At 59.4% G+C, this 16,022-nt stretch carries 17 protein-coding genes and 1 tRNA gene; 16 read left to right on the top strand and 2 right to left on the bottom strand.

What is annotated here, in order from left to right:
• The first annotated feature begins 100 nt into the window (after positions 1-100).
• Both PLD_RS06525 and PLD_RS06530 read left to right on the top strand, forming a co-directional pair.
• On the top strand, positions 101-985 hold the full coding sequence (locus PLD_RS06525; RefSeq protein ID WP_159890980.1) for a LysR family transcriptional regulator: 885 nt from the start codon (positions 101-103) through the stop codon (positions 983-985).
• A gap of 131 nt (positions 986-1,116) precedes the next feature.
• Positions 1,117-1,578 carry a hypothetical protein gene (locus tag PLD_RS06530; protein ID WP_159890982.1) on the top strand — a complete coding sequence of 154 codons (462 nt, stop codon included), beginning with the start codon at positions 1,117-1,119 and terminating at the stop codon, positions 1,576-1,578.
• A 157-nt stretch (positions 1,579-1,735) separates the two neighbouring features.
• Here the strand turns inward: PLD_RS06530 and PLD_RS06535 are convergent.
• Positions 1,736-1,820 (bottom strand) — tRNA-Leu (locus PLD_RS06535).
• Between the two features lie 108 nt (positions 1,821-1,928).
• On the opposite strand from PLD_RS06535, the gene queA reads away from it, so the two are divergent.
• The 6 genes from queA to PLD_RS06565 all read left to right on the top strand — a co-directional run bounded on the left by queA (position 1,929) and on the right by PLD_RS06565 (position 8,041).
• Positions 1,929-2,993, top strand: coding sequence for a tRNA preQ1(34) S-adenosylmethionine ribosyltransferase-isomerase QueA (gene queA, locus PLD_RS06540; RefSeq protein WP_159890984.1), 1,065 nt, complete (start codon positions 1,929-1,931; stop codon positions 2,991-2,993).
• A gap of 14 nt (positions 2,994-3,007) precedes the next feature.
• On the top strand, positions 3,008-4,123 hold the full coding sequence (gene tgt, locus PLD_RS06545; RefSeq protein ID WP_161799191.1) for a tRNA guanosine(34) transglycosylase Tgt: 1,116 nt from the start codon (positions 3,008-3,010) through the stop codon (positions 4,121-4,123).
• A gap of 47 nt (positions 4,124-4,170) precedes the next feature.
• A complete protein-coding gene (yajC, locus tag PLD_RS06550; protein ID WP_159890986.1) occupies positions 4,171-4,509 on the top strand; it encodes a preprotein translocase subunit YajC in 339 nt (112 codons plus the stop codon).
• A gap of 62 nt (positions 4,510-4,571) precedes the next feature.
• Complete coding sequence (secD, locus tag PLD_RS06555; protein ID WP_159890988.1) at positions 4,572-6,440, top strand: protein translocase subunit SecD; 1,869 nt, start codon at positions 4,572-4,574, stop codon at positions 6,438-6,440.
• Positions 6,441-6,449: 9 nt separating this feature from the next.
• Positions 6,450-7,364: a protein translocase subunit SecF gene (secF, locus tag PLD_RS06560; protein ID WP_159890990.1), complete on the top strand. Its 915-nt coding sequence runs from the start codon at positions 6,450-6,452 to the stop codon at positions 7,362-7,364.
• Positions 7,365-7,486: 122 nt separating this feature from the next.
• A complete protein-coding gene (locus PLD_RS06565; RefSeq protein WP_159890992.1) occupies positions 7,487-8,041 on the top strand; it encodes a glycine zipper 2TM domain-containing protein in 555 nt (184 codons plus the stop codon).
• Between the two features lie 128 nt (positions 8,042-8,169).
• Here the strand turns inward: PLD_RS06565 and suhB are convergent, their stop codons facing one another.
• Positions 8,170-8,985, bottom strand: a complete 816-nt coding sequence (gene suhB, locus PLD_RS06570) for an inositol-phosphate phosphatase (RefSeq protein ID WP_011063220.1) — start codon at positions 8,983-8,985, stop codon at positions 8,170-8,172.
• 245 nt (positions 8,986-9,230) lie between these two features.
• Between suhB and trmJ the strand changes: the two genes are divergently transcribed.
• From trmJ to hscA, 8 genes are all read left to right on the top strand, one after another.
• Positions 9,231-10,004 (top strand): tRNA (cytosine(32)/uridine(32)-2'-O)-methyltransferase TrmJ, encoded by a 774-nt coding sequence (gene trmJ / locus PLD_RS06575; RefSeq protein ID WP_159890994.1) that lies wholly within the window; start codon positions 9,231-9,233, stop codon positions 10,002-10,004.
• Positions 10,004-10,783, top strand: a complete 780-nt coding sequence (cysE, locus tag PLD_RS06580; RefSeq protein WP_159890996.1) for a serine O-acetyltransferase — start codon at positions 10,004-10,006, stop codon at positions 10,781-10,783. The genes trmJ and cysE overlap by 1 nt, the downstream gene beginning before the upstream one ends.
• A 190-nt stretch (positions 10,784-10,973) precedes the next feature.
• On the top strand, positions 10,974-11,465 hold the full coding sequence (gene iscR, locus PLD_RS06585; protein ID WP_011063217.1) for a Fe-S cluster assembly transcriptional regulator IscR: 492 nt from the start codon (positions 10,974-10,976) through the stop codon (positions 11,463-11,465).
• A 50-nt stretch (positions 11,466-11,515) separates the two neighbouring features.
• The gene (locus PLD_RS06590) at positions 11,516-12,730 is read left to right on the top strand and encodes an IscS subfamily cysteine desulfurase (RefSeq protein ID WP_159890998.1); all 1,215 of its coding nucleotides are present in this window, start codon (positions 11,516-11,518) and stop codon (positions 12,728-12,730) included.
• A 94-nt stretch (positions 12,731-12,824) separates the two neighbouring features.
• Positions 12,825-13,211, top strand: a complete 387-nt coding sequence (gene iscU, locus PLD_RS06595) for a Fe-S cluster assembly scaffold IscU (protein ID WP_027619655.1) — start codon at positions 12,825-12,827, stop codon at positions 13,209-13,211.
• Positions 13,212-13,253: 42 nt separating this feature from the next.
• Positions 13,254-13,577 (top strand): iron-sulfur cluster assembly protein IscA, encoded by a 324-nt coding sequence (iscA, locus tag PLD_RS06600; RefSeq protein WP_007929524.1) that lies wholly within the window; start codon positions 13,254-13,256, stop codon positions 13,575-13,577.
• A gap of 8 nt (positions 13,578-13,585) precedes the next feature.
• On the top strand, positions 13,586-14,107 hold the full coding sequence (gene hscB, locus PLD_RS06605; protein ID WP_159891000.1) for a co-chaperone HscB: 522 nt from the start codon (positions 13,586-13,588) through the stop codon (positions 14,105-14,107).
• A 51-nt stretch (positions 14,108-14,158) separates the two neighbouring features.
• Positions 14,159-16,021 (top strand): Fe-S protein assembly chaperone HscA, encoded by a 1,863-nt coding sequence (hscA, locus tag PLD_RS06610; protein ID WP_159891002.1) that lies wholly within the window; start codon positions 14,159-14,161, stop codon positions 16,019-16,021.
• The last annotated feature ends 1 nt before the right edge of the window (position 16,022 follow it).

Raw genomic sequence — 16,022 nt, forward strand, 5'->3', positions numbered from 1 at the left:
TCCTCACTGGGCAGATAGTTGTGGGTTAAAAGATTCTCACGGGAGTATTGTTCTGAATATCAGGTAATTTGTTGTGTTGATCCCGAAAAACAGGATTGTTATGAGGCCGATAAATTTGGACCTGGATGCCATGCGCAGTTTTGTCGCTGGGGTCGATCTGGGTAGCTTTGCCAAGGCGGCGCACAAACTCGCACGTTCGACATCCGCCATTAGCGCCCAGTTGAAGAAGCTGGAAGCTCAGGTGGGCTCTCCCTTGTTCAAAAAGGCTGGGCGCGGGCTGGCGCTGACGGAGACTGGAGAGGTACTGCTCAATTATTCTCGACGGTTGTTGAGCCTCAATGACGAAGCGCTCACCGCCGTTGCCGGACTCGCGCTCAAAGGCTGGGTGCGCCTTGGGCTGCAGGAGGACCTGGGCGCTTTCCTGCCCGCGGTGCTTGGCCGTTTTGCCAGGGCTCATCCCGACGTTCGGGTTGAAGCCTGCATCGCGCGCAATGCCGATCTGTTGAGTCGGATCGATAACGGCTCCCTCGACCTTGCGGTGGCCTGGGGGGCGGACATGAGCAGAGGCAATCAGGAAGTGCTGGCGCAGTTGCCGATGCAATGGATCGGCTCCGCGCTCCAGCACCTGGACTGGCACGCCGAGTCAGGTACGCCGTTGCCGATCATTGCCTTCGAAGCGCCTTGCCCTTTTCATTCAATGGCCACCGAGGCGCTGAACCGTGAAGGGATTCCCTGGCTGCTATCGTTCACCAGTTCCAGCCTCACCGGCTTGTCGGCGGCGACCGAGGCCGGCCTGGGCTACACCATCCGCACGGCCCTGGGCCTGCAGCCCGGCACCGAGCTTCTGCAGGCCGGCGACCGCGGCTTGCCGGCATTACCCGCTATCGCCTTGACGTTGCACCGGCGAGAGGCGAATCCTGATCCGCTGACCGAGCGGCTGGCGAGCATGGTGATACAGGCTATCGGCAACGAGATTGCTTGGTGAGGGCGGTTTCAGCGGTCTTGGGAGTAGAGAAAAGTCCGCAACGGTTTTGGGCTTTTCTAATAGCGATGTAGATATACCTGAGTGTGTGGTGTCTATTGTTTAGCAATGCGCAGATCAAAAGAGAGGACAAGATGAACAAGATCGTTTGGCCGGCACTGGCAATTTTGTTGTTGGCCCAGTCGCCGGCTTACGCCATCAACGAAAAGTACCGTCAGCAACTTGAGCAATCGGGCTGTACGCAGATGAGCGAGCTTCAGGGCTGCGACATCCACAAGAGCAAGGCGGAAAACGCCAAGGCCGGGTTTGCCGATCCTTACACCCCCGCCGCCGACAGCGGGAAAGAGCAGACCCCGTATGCGGGGCAGTGGACGGCCACAAGTGACGCTGGCGCGACCGTCGCCACCATTCGTATCGATGCCCAAGAGCATGTCTGGGTGAACGGCAAGCAGGTCGACGCCAAACGCACGGACGGCACTTTGCAATTCCGACAAGGCTCGATCCTGTTCACGATTCAAGGTGACCGGCGCGTGCAAAATGAAGACGTCTGGATGGATGTCGATGCCGGAACCAAAGGGCCGATTCAGATCGAGTGAGCAGCGCGCCCTTGTATTCCGGATGGGGCTGCTCAGGGTAGCAGCCGGGAAACACCGAGTCTTGGGCAGGGCAGACCGCCAGGCACAAAAAAACCGGCTCAAGTGGCCGGTTCTTTTGGGTTCAAGATGCATTGAGCGGCATCTTGAGGTATGTACTTGGTGCCCCGAGGGAGACTCGAACTCCCACTTCTTGCGAAAACGGATTTTGAATCCGCCGCGTCTACCAATTCCGCCATCAGGGCTCAATGGCGGCGAAGTATAGAGATGAGGTTGCCGTTGGTCAATCGGCTTTCATGGTCAATTTTCACTTATTCCGCTAAACTTTCCGGCCCTGCTAGACGAACTCCATCATGCGCGTTGCTGACTTTACCTTCGAACTCCCTGATTCGCTGATCGCCCGCCACCCACTGGCCGAGCGTCGCGGCAGCCGCTTGTTGACCCTGGATGGGCCAACTGGCGCCTTGGCCCACCGTCAATTCACTGATTTTCTGGAGCATTTGCGCCCCGGCGATTTGATGGTGTTCAACAATACCCGAGTGATTCCGGCGCGCCTGTTCGGCCAGAAGGCCTCGGGCGGCAAGTTGGAGATTCTCGTCGAGCGGGTGCTGGACAGTCATCGTGTGCTGGCTCATGTGCGCTCCAGCAAGTCGCCCAAGCCGGGGGCGAAGATCCTGATCGACGGCGGTGGCGAGGCTGAGATGCTGGCCCGTCACGATGCGTTGTTCGAATTGGGTTTTGCCGAAGAAGTGCTACCGCTGCTAGATCGGGTCGGGCACATGCCGTTGCCTCCTTATATAGACCGTCCGGACGAAGGCGCGGACCGTGAGCGTTACCAGACCGTATACGCCGAGCGCCTGGGGGCGGTGGCAGCACCGACCGCCGGCCTGCATTTCGACCAGCCGCTGTTGGACGCCATTGCCGCCAAGGGCGTGGAGACGGCGTTCGTGACCCTGCATGTCGGCGCCGGAACCTTTCAGCCGGTGCGGGTCGAGCGCATCGAAGATCACCATATGCATCACGAGTGGCTGGAAGTCGGCCAGGACGTGGTGGATGCGGTTGCCGCGTGCCGGGCTCGCGGTGGCCGGGTGGTGGCGGTGGGCACCACCAGTGTGCGTTCCCTGGAAAGCGCCGCGCGCGATGGCGTGCTCAAGCCGTTCAGCGGCGATACCGATATCTTTATCTACCCGGGCCGGCCGTTCCATGTGGTCGATGCCCTAGTGACCAATTTCCATCTGCCGGAATCCACGCTGTTGATGCTGGTTTCGGCGTTCGCCGGTTATCCCGAGACCATGGCCGCCTATCGCGCCGCGGTGGAAAATGGATACCGCTTTTTCAGCTACGGTGATGCGATGTTCATCACCCGTAATCCCGCGCCGACCGCTCCCAAGGATCTGGCCCCCGAGGAAACTGTATGAGTCGCACTTGTCGTATGTCCTTCGAGCTTCTGGCCACTGATGGCAAGGCTCGTCGCGGTCGCCTGACCTTCCCTCGCGGTACGGTGGAAACCCCGGCCTTCATGCCGGTGGGCACCTACGGCACGGTCAAGGGCATGCTGCCGCGGGATATCGTCGCCACTGGCGCCGAGATCATCCTCGGCAACACGTTCCACCTGTGGCTGCGTCCGGGCACCGAGGTGATCAAGGCTCACGGTGACCTGCATGACTTCATGCAGTGGAACGGCCCGATCCTTACCGACTCCGGTGGTTTCCAGGTGTTCAGCCTGGGCGCCATGCGCAAGATCAAGGAAGAGGGCGTGACCTTCGCCTCGCCGGTGGACGGTGCCAAGGTGTTCATGGGCCCCGAAGAGTCGATGCAAGTGCAGCGCGACCTGGGTTCGGACATCGTGATGATCTTCGACGAGTGCACCCCGTACCCGGCTGATGAGGACGTGGCGCGGATTTCCATGGAGCTGTCCCTACGCTGGGCTCAGCGTTCCAAGAATGCCCACGGTGACAACACGGCGGCGCTGTTTGGCATCGTCCAGGGTGGCATGCACCAGGACCTGCGCATGCGCTCCCTGGAAGGCCTGGACAAGATCGGCTTCGACGGCCTGGCCATCGGCGGCCTGTCGGTGGGCGAGCCCAAGCATGAAATGATCAAGGTCCTGGACTACCTGCCAGGCCAGATGCCTGCCGACAAACCTCGTTACCTTATGGGAGTTGGCAAGCCGGAAGATCTGGTTGAGGGTGTGCGCCGCGGTGTGGACATGTTCGATTGCGTGATGCCAACCCGCAATGCCCGCAACGGGCATCTGTTCATCGATACGGGCGTGCTGAAAATCCGTAACGCGTTCCATCGCCATGATGATTCGCCGCTGGATCCAACTTGTGATTGCTACACCTGCCAGAACTTCTCTCGTGCCTATCTGCATCACTTGGACAAGTGCGGGGAAATGCTCGGGAGTATGCTCAATACCATCCATAATTTGCGCCATTACCAGCGTCTTATGGCTGGTTTGCGCGAGGCTATTCAACAAGGTACATTGGCCGCCTTTGTCGATTCCTTCTATGCCAAACGCGGGTTACCCGTGCCGCCTTTAGAATAAGTTCTAAAGACGTTAAGCCACCAATTCTGCAATTATCGGAGTGTTAAATGAGCTTTTTGATCCCTGCCGCGTATGCGGACGCCGCTGCACCTGCCGCCGCCGGTCCTGCCGGCACTGGTTTCGAGTGGATTTTCCTGCTCGGCTTCCTGGCCATCTTCTATCTGATGATCTGGCGTCCACAGGCCAAGCGCGCCAAAGAGCAGAAGAACCTGCTCGGCAGCCTGCAGAAAGGCGACGAAGTTGTGACCACTGGCGGTATCGCCGGCAAGATCAACAAGGTGACCGACGACTTCGTGGTTCTGGAAGTATCGGACTCCGTTGAGCTGAAATTCCAGAAGGGCGCGATCGCTGCCACGCTGCCAAAAGGCACGCTGAAAGCCATCTAAGTTTCATCTTTTACCAATCGACGGGGCGCGCAAGGCGCCCCGCGTCATAAACGGGCGGCGTGATGCTGAACAAATACCCTCTGTGGAAGTACCTACTGATCCTGGCGGTGCTGGCGATCGGTTTTATTTATTCCGCTCCCAATCTATACCCTGATGATCCGGCCATTCAGGTCAGCGGTGCGAGTACTGCGTTGCAGGTCACTCAGGCGGATCTGGATCGTGCGAGCAAAGCGCTCACCGACGCCGGTATCAAGGTCAAGGCTTCGTCCGTGGCCGCTAATGGCAAGGGTGGCCTGCTGCGTCTGACCAATAAGGAAGACCAACTGCCGGCCAAGGATGTAGTGCGCAAGGCGTTGGGTGATGACTATGTGGTGGCGTTGAACCTGGCGCAAACCACTCCGCAATGGTTGCGCAGCCTCGGCGCGCATCCGATGAAGCTGGGCCTGGACTTGTCCGGTGGTGTGCACTTTCTGTTGGAAGTGGACATGGATAAAGCCCTTGATGCCCGCCTGAAGGTCTACGAAGGCGACGTCAAGAGTCTGTTGCGTAAAGAGCGTCTGCGCTATCGCAGCCTGCCGCAGCTCAATGGTGCCATCCAGTTGGGTTTCAGTGATGAGGACAGCCGTGAACAGGCTCGTTCGCTGATCCGCAAGAATTTCAATGATTTCGACATCGTACCGGCCGATCTCAATGGTCAACCGGTGCTGCGTCTGGCGATGACCCCGGCAAAGCTGGCGGAAATCCGCGAATACTCCATCAAGCAGAACTTGACCACCGTGCGTAACCGGGTCAACGAGCTGGGTGTGGCTGAGCCTCTGGTTCAGCGTCAGGGCGCCAACCGAATCGTGGTTGAGCTGCCGGGCGTGCAGGACACTGCTGAAGCCAAGCGGATCCTGGGCAAGACCGCCAACCTGGAATTCCGTCTGGCTGCTGATCCGGGTGCTACCCGGGCGACTTCCGAGTCTTTTGAGTTCCGTGAGGGTAATCGCCCTCCAGCGCTCATTGAGCGAGGTCTGATCATCACTGGTGATCAGGTGACCGATGCTCAGGCCGGCTTTGATGAACAGGGTCGTCCACAGGTGAACATCAAGCTCGATGGTCACGGCGGCGAGTTGATGAACCGTTCGACCCGCAGCAACGTGGGTCGCAGCATGGCGGTGATCTTCATTGAGCAGAAGCCGACCACCACCTACACCAAGCAAATGGTGAACGGTGTCGAGAAAGATGTGGCGGTGCAGACCTTCAAGGAAGAGAAGAAGATCATCAGCCTGGCGACCATCCAGTCGCCGCTGGGCAGTCAGTTCCGTATTACGGGCCTGAACGGCCAGGGCGAGTCCTCCGAACTGGCGCTGTTGCTGCGTGCCGGTGGTCTGGCGGCGCCGATGTACTTCGCCGAAGAGCGCACAATCGGCCCAAGCCTGGGTGCTGACAACATCACCAAGGGTATCGATGCGTCCCTGTGGGGCATGCTATTCGTGTCGCTGTTTATCATCTTCATCTACCGTTTCTTCGGTCTCATCGCCACGGTGGCGCTGTCATTGAACATGGTGCTGTTGCTGGCCTTGATGTCTCTGCTGGGGGCGACGCTGACCCTGCCGGGTATCGCCGGTATCGTCTTGACCATGGGGATGGCGGTGGACGCCAACGTACTGATCTTCTCGCGCATACGTGAAGAAATTAACGCTGGCCTGAGTGTGCAGCGGGCAATCAACGAAGGCTTCGGCCGGGCATTCACTGCGATTCTCGATGCCAACCTGACCACCTTGCTGGTGGGCGGCATCCTCTTTGCCATGGGCACCGGCCCGGTCAAGGGTTTTGCGGTGACCATGTCCCTCGGGATCTTTACCTCGATGTTCACGGCCATCTGGCTGACCCGTGCGATGGTCAACCTGATCTTCGGCGGTCGTGACTTCAAGAAGTTGTGGATTTAAGGGGCTGCCATGTTACGTACTATCAACTTTATGGGTGTGCGCAACGTCGCGTTCGGCGTTACCGTGCTCCTCACCGTTCTGGCGTTGTTCAGCTGGTTCCAAAAGGGCTTGAACTACGGTCTGGACTTCACTGGCGGCACGCTGATCGAGCTGACCTACGAGCGTCCGGCGGATGTGATGAAGGTGCGCTCGCAGTTGAGCGATGCTGGTTATCACGAAGCGGTCGTGCAGAGCTTCGGTGCGACCACTGATCTGCTGGTGCGGATGCCGGGTGAAGATCCGCAACTGGGCCACAAGGTGGCCGAAGCGTTGCAGAAGGCTGGCAGCGACAACCCGGCGCAGGTCAAGCGCGTCGAGTTCGTGGGGCCGCAAGTGGGTGAAGAGCTGCGCGACCAAGGCGGGCTGGGCATGCTCATGGCGCTGGGCGGCATCCTGATCTACCTGGCGTTTCGCTTTCAGTGGAAGTTCGCTGTGGGTGCCATCGTCTCGTTGATCCATGACGTGGTCGTGACCGTGGGTATTCTGTCGTTCTTTCAGGTCACCTTCGATTTGACGGTGCTGGCGGCGGTGCTGGCGATCATCGGCTATTCGCTCAACGACACCATCGTGGTGTTCGACCGGGTGCGTGAGAACTTCCGGGTGCTGCGCAAGGCCAGCCTGATCGAGAACATCAACATCTCGACCACCCAGACCTTGCTGCGCACCATGGCGACGTCGGTCTCCACGTTGCTGGCGATTGCGGCGCTGCTGTTCTTCGGGGGCGATAACTTGCATGGTTTCTCCATCGCCCTGTTTGTGGGTGTGTTGGCGGGTACTTACTCGTCGATCTACATCGCCAACGTGGTGCTGATCTGGCTGAACCTGAGCAGCGAGGACCTGATTCCTCCGGCTAATACCGAGAAGGAAGTGGACGAGCGTCCGTGAGGATCTAACCCTTTTCCGGCTGTCAGTCAAAAAGGCGCGAGTGTTGAACTCGCGCCTTTTTTATTGCTCCAACGCTGGGAGAAGCGCGGGCCGGGTCCCGTTTGTATGGTCAGGAGGTTCACGTGAACAAGTCGTTGCTGGTTGGTGCAGTATTGGGTGCTGTCGGTGTCACAGCCGGGGGTGCTGTTGCCACCTACAGCTTGGTTAAAAGCGGCCCTGAGTATGCGCAAGTGCTGGCCGTACAGCCGGTCAAACAACAGATCAAGACTCCTCGTGAGGTCTGCAAGGACGTCGCCGTGACTCGCCAGCGCCCGGTCAAGGATGAGCATCAGATCCTGGGTACTGTGGCGGGTGCGGTGGGCGGTGGCCTGCTGGGTAGCATGATTGGTGGTGGTAATGGCAAGAAGATCGCCACTGTGGCGGGTGCTGTTGGTGGTGGCTATGCCGGCAACAAGGTGCAGGAAGGCATGCAGGAGCGTGACACTTACACCACTACCCAGACTCGCTGTAATACAGTCAATGACATCAGCGAGAAGGTCGTGGGTTATGACGTGAAGTACGACCTGGATGGCAAGCAAGGTCAGGTGCGCATGGATCGTGATCCGGGTAACCAGATTCCAGTTGATAAAGAAGGTCGCTTGATTCTTGGTCAGAACCAGAATCAGTCCGGCCAATAGCTCTCTTGGTGGGCGTTGGCTTGCCAGTGAGGGTGATCTCAAGATCCCGGTTGTTGGTAAGTCGGTTCCTGCGCAGGTTGCAGGTATAAAAAAAGCACCCCTTGGGGTGCCTTTTTTGTCGCTGGCGCTTAGCGCTTCAGCGAAGCCGGCAGGTGCGGCTGGATGGCGGTCAGGACCGCTTTGAAGCATTTGGTGTTGCCGGCCACCACGTGGCCTTTTTCCAGGAAGTCGTGACCGCCGGTGAAGTCGCTCACCAGGCCGCCGGCTTCTTGAATCAGTAGGGCGCCTGCTGCCATGTCCCATTCGGACAGGCCCGACTCCCAGAAGGCGTCAAAACGACCGGCGGCCACGTAGGCCAGGTCCAGGCTTGCAGCGCCAGCGCGGCGGATGCCGGCGGTCTGGCCAACCAGGGCGCGGAACATGCCCAGGTAGTTGTCCAGGTTGTCCATTTGATCGTCACGGAACGGGAAGCCGGTACCCAGCAGGGCGCCGTCGAGGCTGGTGCGACCGCTCACCCGCAGGCGACGACCGTTGAGTTGTGCGCCACGGCCACGACTGGCTGTGAATTCTTCCTGGCGAACCGGGTCCAGGACTACGGCGTGTTCCAGGCGACCACGGTATTTGCAGGCAATGCTTACGGCAAAGTGCGGGATGCCGCGCAGGAAGTTGGTGGTGCCGTCCAGTGGGTCGATGATCCACAGGTAGTCCTCGCCTTCGCCGCTGCCTGCGTGCAGGCCGGTTTCTTCACCGAGAATGGCGTGGGTTGGATAGGCTTTGCGCAGCGCGTCGATGATCTTCTGCTCGGCAGCGCGATCAACTTCGGATACGTAGTCTTTGGCGTCTTTTTCGTCGACCTTGATGGTATCCAGGCGCTCGATGGAGCGGAAAATCAATTCACTGGCGCTGCGGGCGGCGCGCAGCGCGATATTCAGCATTGGCTGCATGGATAGGTCACCTAAGGTTGTTAAAGAAAGCCGAGCATTCTAGCAGAAAACTTTTGCAGATGAAGGTCAGTGTTCGCTTTGATTGCATTGATCTGCTGTGTGGCAGTCTTCGGGGTGCTGTGTTTGTGGCGGTTGTGGCGTCTCTCTACAGAGGCGTGGGAATTGTGTAGCGGTTATTTTTGAGGCGGGAGTGGTGTTCGTTCTGTAAGATTTGCTCCCCTTTCCCGTGTCCGAGAGCGCTTCCCTTGCTGCAGAACATTCGTGTCGTCCTGGTCAATACCAGTCATCCCGGCAATATCGGTGGTGCTGCGCGTGCCATGAAGAACATGGGCCTGTCGCGTCTGGTGCTGGTTGAGCCACGGGTGTTCCCGTCCCATGAGGCAGATGCGCGGGCTTCCGGTGCTACCGATATCCTGCAAAACGCCCAGGTGGTCGCGACGCTGGAAGATGCGTTGGCGGGCTGTACCCTGGTGTTTGGCACCAGTGCCCGCGATCGACGTATTCCCTGGCCTTTGCTTGATCCTCGCGAGTCTGGTCTCAAGGTCGTGGAGGAGGCGGGGCAGGGTGCGCAGATCGCCCTGGTGTTCGGTCGTGAAGATTCCGGCCTGACCAATGACGAGCTGCAGCGATGTCATTTCCATGTGCACATCCCGTCGGATCCAGCGTTCAGCTCGCTGAACCTGGCCACGGCGGTGCAGGTGCTGACCTATGAGGTGCGCATGTCCTGGTTGGCGGCGCAAGGTCAGCCAAGCAAGGTGGAGAAGGATGAAGTGGCTTCGCCGCGCAGTGAGGAACTGGCGACCATGGATGAGTTGGAGCGGTTCTACGAGCATCTGCAGCAGACATTGGTAGCCATCGACTTCCTCGATCCGGAAAAACCAAGGCATTTGATGGCGCGCCTACGCCGCTTGTACGGTCGTAGCTCGGTCAGTCGAGCGGAAATGAATATATTGCGTGGCATTCTCACGGAAACCCAGAAAGCGGCCCGTGGGGAGCTACAAAAGCGGAAGGATCAGTGATGTTCGAGCGCCTGCGTGAAGATATTCAAAGCGTATTCCATCGTGACCCGGCGGCGCGCAACGCCTTTGAGGTGTTGACCTGCTATCCGGGCATGCATGCGATCTGGATTCATCGCCTCTCCGGCGCGCTGTGGGGCATGGGCTGGAAATGGCTGGCGCGGTTGGTGTCGAACTTCGGTCGCTGGTTGACCGGAATCGAAATTCACCCCGGGGCCAAGGTCGGTCGTCGTTTCTTTATCGATCATGGCATGGGTATCGTCATTGGCGAGACAGCGGAGATCGGTGACGACGTAACGCTTTATCAGGGGGTGACCCTGGGCGGTACCAGTTGGAACAAGGGTAAGCGCCATCCGACCCTGGAAGACGGTGTGGTGGTGGGGGCGGGCGCCAAGGTGCTGGGTCCCTTCACTGTCGGGGCTGGAGCCAAGGTTGGTTCCAATGCCGTGGTGACCAAGGCGGTGCCGGCGGGGGCAACGGTGGTGGGGATTCCTGGGCGGATCATTATGAAGTCCAGCGATGAGCAGGAGGCCAAGCGCAAGGCGATGGCGGAAAAGCTCGGCTTCGATGCTTATGGTGTCAGTGAAGACATGCCGGACCCGGTGGCTCGCGCCATTGGTCAGTTGCTTGATCACCTGCAGGCCGTCGACGGTCGTCTGGAAGGTATGTGTGGTGCGCTGAAAGATCTGGGCAGTGATTATTGCGCCAAGGATCTGCCTGAGCTGCGGCAAGAGGATTTCGCGGAAGTCAAAGGCGAGGGTGACAGTCCTGTCGGCAGGTAGGTCGTAATACCGCATAAGCGACCCGCGAGTCAGGCGTTGGCACTGTGCTGTGCCATTGCATCGCAGACTTTGCTATGATTCGCGCGCTCTTTTGCGGGTAAACCCGACTAAGGTAGTGGGTCTTATAGTTGACCTGATTACTCGGGTATTGCATACTCGTCCCTATTCCGAAACTCCGTGGTACTTGTCCATGCGACTGACTACTAAAGGCCGATACGCGGTGACCGCCATGCTCGATTTGGCGTTGCACGCGCAACATGGCCCGGTCTCCCTGGCCGATATCTCTGAGCGCCAAGGCATCTCCCTGTCCTATCTCGAACAGCTTTTCGCCAAACTGCGCCGCAGTAACTTGGTATCCAGTGTCCGGGGTCCCGGCGGCGGCTATCAGCTGTCCCGTGACATGCAGGGGATCCAGGTGGCCCAGGTGATCGATGCGGTGAATGAATCGGTCGATGCCACCAAATGCCAGGGATTGGGTGATTGCCACGCCGGCGACACCTGTTTGACCCACCACCTGTGGTGCGACCTGAGCCTGCAGATCCACGAATTTCTGAGCGGTATCAGCTTGGCAGACCTTGTCACTCGCCGTGAGGTACAAGAGGTCGCCCAGCGTCAGGACCAGCGCCGCTGTAATGGCAAGGCGCCGCGTCTGGACAAGATTGAAGCGTCAGCCGTCGAATGACAGCCAAAGAGCTAGCGGCACGCCAGCCAGCCTGATTTAGGAGAGAGTCCATGAAATTGCCGATTTACCTTGATTACTCTGCAACCACCCCGGTTGATCCACGGGTGGCGCAGAAGATGAGTGAATGCCTGCTGGTCGACGGAAACTTCGGTAACCCGGCGTCCCGCTCCCACGTGTTTGGCTGGAAAGCCGAAGAGTCGGTGGAAAATGCCCGTCGCCAAGTGGCAGACCTGGTCAACGCCGACCCGCGTGAAATCGTCTGGACTTCCGGTGCCACCGAGTCCGATAACCTGGCAATCAAGGGCGTCGCGCATTTCTATCACACCAAGGGCAAGCACCTGATCACCTCGAAGATCGAGCACAAGGCTGTCCTGGACACCATGCGCCAGCTTGAGCGTGAAGGCTTCGAAGTGACCTACATCGAGCCGGGCGAAGACGGTCTGATCACTCCGGCCATGGTTGAAGCGGCCCTGCGTGACGACACCATCCTGGTTTCGATCATGCATGTGAACAACGAGATCGGCACTATCAACGACATCGCCGCCATCGGCGAGTTGACCCGCTCCAAAGGCGTCCTGTTCCACGTCGACGGCGCTCAGTCCACCGGCAAGGTCGAGATCGACCTGCAGGCTCTGAAAGTCGACCTGATGTCCTTCTCGGCCCACAAGACCTACGGCCCCAAAGGCATCGGCGCGCTGTACGTCAGCCGCAAGCCGCGGGTGCGCCTGGAGGCCACCATGCACGGCGGTGGTCATGAGCGTGGCATGCGCTCCGGCACCTTGGCCACTCACCAGATCGTCGGCATGGGCGAGGCTTTTCGCGTCGCCAAGGAAGACATGGCGGCCGAGAACCTGCGCATCAAGGCCCTGAGCGATCGCTTCTTCAAGCAGGTCGAGCACCTCGAAGAGCTGTACGTCAACGGCAGCATGACAGCCCGCGTGCCGCACAACCTGAACCTGAGCTTCAACTACGTTGAGGGCGAGTCGCTGATCATGGCCCTCAAGGACCTGGCGGTGTCTTCCGGTTCGGCCTGTACTTCGGCTTCGCTTGAGCCTTCGTACGTGCTGCGCGCCCTGGGTCGCAACGATGAGCTGGCTCACAGCTCGATCCGCTTCACCTTCGGCCGCTTCACCACTGAAGAAGAAATTGATTACGCGGCGCAGAAAGTCTGCGAAGCCGTTACCAAGCTGCGCGCTCTGTCGCCGCTGTGGGACATGTACAAAGATGGCGTCGATATCTCGAAGATCGAGTGGGCGGCGCACTGAATTTAAGTCGCCGCACAGGGTTCTGTGGAGCGTGCCGATAACGGCGGTTTGCGGACCCCAAGAGCGACTCTCTGATGAGTGAGGATTAAGAATCATGGCTTACAGCGAAAAGGTCATCGACCACTACGAGAACCCGCGCAACGTCGGCAAGATGGATGCGGAAGACCCTGATGTCGGCACCGGCATGGTCGGCGCTCCAGCCTGCGGCGACGTAATGCGTCTGCAGATCAAGGTCAACGAGCAGGGCGTCATTGAGGACGCCAAGTTCAAGACTTACGGCTGCGGTTCGGCGATCGCCTCCAGTTCCCTGGCCACCGAGTGGATGAAGGGCAAGACTCTGGATGAAGCCGAGACCATCAAGAACACCCAGCTGGCTGAAGAGTTGGCTCTGCCGCCAGTGAAGATCCACTGCTCGGTACTCGCCGAAGACGCCATCAAGGCCGCCGTTCGCGATTACAAGCAGAAGAAAGGCCTGATCTGATCGATCGGCTTTCACAGATTTGGCGACAAGTAAGGAGTCACGATGGCTATCAGCATGACAGAAGCGGCTGCTCAACACGTGCGACGCTCCCTCAACGGGCGCGGCAAGGGTGATGGGATTCGCCTGGGTGTTCGCACCACGGGCTGTTCCGGCCTTGCCTATGTGCTGGAGTTCGTCGACGAGATCGGCGAGGACGATCAGGTGTTCGAAAGTCACGGTGAAAAAGTGATCATCGACCCGAAAAGCCTGACCTATCTGGATGGCACCGAACTTGATTTCGTCAAGGAAGGGTTGAACGAAGGCTTCAAGTTCAACAACCCCAACGTGCGCGGTGAATGTGGCTGCGGCGAAAGCTTCAACATCTGAGGCTTCTTGTGGGTACTCCTTGTCATTTCGCTTTATTTGAGCTGCAGCCGAGCTTCCGTCTGGATCTCGAGCAGTTGGCCGCGCGCTACCGTGAGTTGGCGCGTGAGGTTCATCCGGACCGTTTTGCCGATGCTTCCGAGCGCGAGCAGCGTTTGGCCCTTGAGCAGTCGGCGAGCCTCAATGAGGCATATCAAACCCTCAAGAGTCCGCCCAAGCGCGCCCGTTACTTGCTGGCCTTGAAGGGGGGCGAGTTGCCGCTTGAGGTCACGGTGCATGACCCGGAGTTTCTTCTGCAGCAGATGCAGTGGCGCGAAGAGCTCGAGGACTTGCAGGACAGCGCGGATCTGGCTGGCGTGGCGGCATTCAAGCGTCGGCTCAAGACTGCCCAGGATGAACTGAACGAAAGCTTCGCAGTTTGTTGGGACGATGCAGTGCAGCGTGAGCAGGCCGAGCGCCTGATGCGACGCATGCAGTTCCTCGACAAGCTCACCTACGAAGTGCGCCAGTTAGAAGAGCGCCTCGACGATTAACCCAGTGCCGCTCCGGTCGCACGCCTGATATACAGATAAGTCCAGATAAGCATGGCCCTACTGCAGATCGCCGAACCCGGCCAAAGTCCTCAACCGCACCAGCGTCGCCTGGCTGTGGGAATCGACTTGGGTACTACCAATTCGCTGGTCGCTGCCTTGCGCAGTGGTCTTTCCGAGCCTCTGGCCGACGCGCAGGGTCAGGTGATTCTGCCGTCTGCCGTGCGTTATCACGCCGACCGCGTCGAAGTGGGCGAGTCCGCCCGCCAGGCTGCGCCCACCGATCCCTTGAATACCGTGCTTTCGGTCAAGCGCTTGATGGGGCGTGGTTTGGCCGACGTTAAGCAATTGGGTGAGCAACTGCCTTATCGCTTTGTCGGCGGTGAGTCGCATATGCCGTTCATCGAGACTGTCCAGGGGCCCAAAAGCCCGGTGGAAGTCTCCGCTGAAGTGCTGAAGGTGTTGCGTCAGCGTGCTGAAGCGGCGCTGGGTGGTGAATTGGTGGGGGCGGTGATCACTGTTCCGGCTTATTTCGATGATGCCCAGCGTCAAGCCACCAAGGATGCGGCCAAGCTGGCCGGTCTGAATGTGTTGCGCTTGCTCAACGAACCGACCGCAGCGGCGGTCGCTTATGGCTTGGATCAGCACGCCGAGGGCGTGGTGGCTATCTATGACCTGGGTGGTGGTACGTTCGATATTTCCATCTTGCGCCTGACCGGCGGTGTTTTCGAAGTCCTGGCCACCGGTGGCGACACGGCCCTGGGCGGCGATGATTTCGACCACGCTATTGCCAACTGGATCATTGAGGGCGCGGGTTTGTCCGCTGACCTGGATCCGGGCGCCCAGCGCAATCTGTTGCAAACCGCCTGTGCGGCCAAGGAAGCCCTGACCAGCGCTGCTTCGGTGGAGGTGGTGCATGGCGCCTGGCGCGCAACCCTGACTCGGGAGGCCTTCGATGCGTTGATCGAGCCCATGGTGGCGCGCAGCCTCAAGGCTTGCCGTCGTGCGGTGCGTGACTCCAATGTCGAATTGGACGAAGTGCAGGCGGTGGTCATGGTCGGTGGTTCGACTCGCGTGCCGCGTGTGCGCGAAGCGGTCGCTGAAATGTTCGGGCGCCAGCCGCTGACCGAGATCGACCCGGATCAAGTGGTGGCCATCGGTGCTGCGATCCAGGCCGATACCTTGGCCGGCAACAAGCGTGAAGGCGGCGAATTGCTGCTGCTGGATGTGATTCCGTTGTCCCTGGGGCTGGAAACCATGGGTGGGCTGATGGAGAAGGTGATCCCGCGCAACACCACCATCCCGGTTGCCCGTGCCCAGGACTTCACCACCTACAAGGATGGCCAGACGGCCATGATGGTTCATGTGCTGCAAGGCGAGCGTGAGCTGATCAGCGACTGTCGCTCCCTGGCGCGCTTCGAATTACGTGGCATTCCGCCGATGGTGGCCGGCGCGGCGAAAATCCGCGTGACCTTCCAGGTCGACGCCGACGGCCTGCTCAGCGTTTCCGCGCGTGAGCTGGGATCGGGCGTGGAAGCCAGCATCCAGGTCAAGCCGTCCTACGGCCTGACCGACGGCGAAATCGCCAAGATGCTCAAGGACTCCTTCCAGTACGCCGGCGACGACAAGGTGGCACGTGTGCTGCGGGAGCAGCAGGTTGATGCTCAGCGGCTGATCGAGGCCGTGCAAGGCGCTCTGGATGCGGACGGTGATCGCCTGCTGGACGCTGAAGAGCGCATGGTCATCGAGCTGCAGATGCAGGAACTGAGTGAATTGATGCGTGGTACCGATGGTTACGCCATCGAGCAGCAGACCAAGCGTCTGTCGCAGGTGACCGATGCTTTTGCTGCCCGCCGCCTGGATTCGACGGTGAAAGCCGCTCTGGCGGGGCGCAACCTGAATGAAATTGAGGAATAAC

This window comes from Pseudomonas sp. LD120 (assembly GCF_009861525.1).
Lineage (GTDB): Bacteria > Pseudomonadota > Gammaproteobacteria > Pseudomonadales > Pseudomonadaceae > Aquipseudomonas.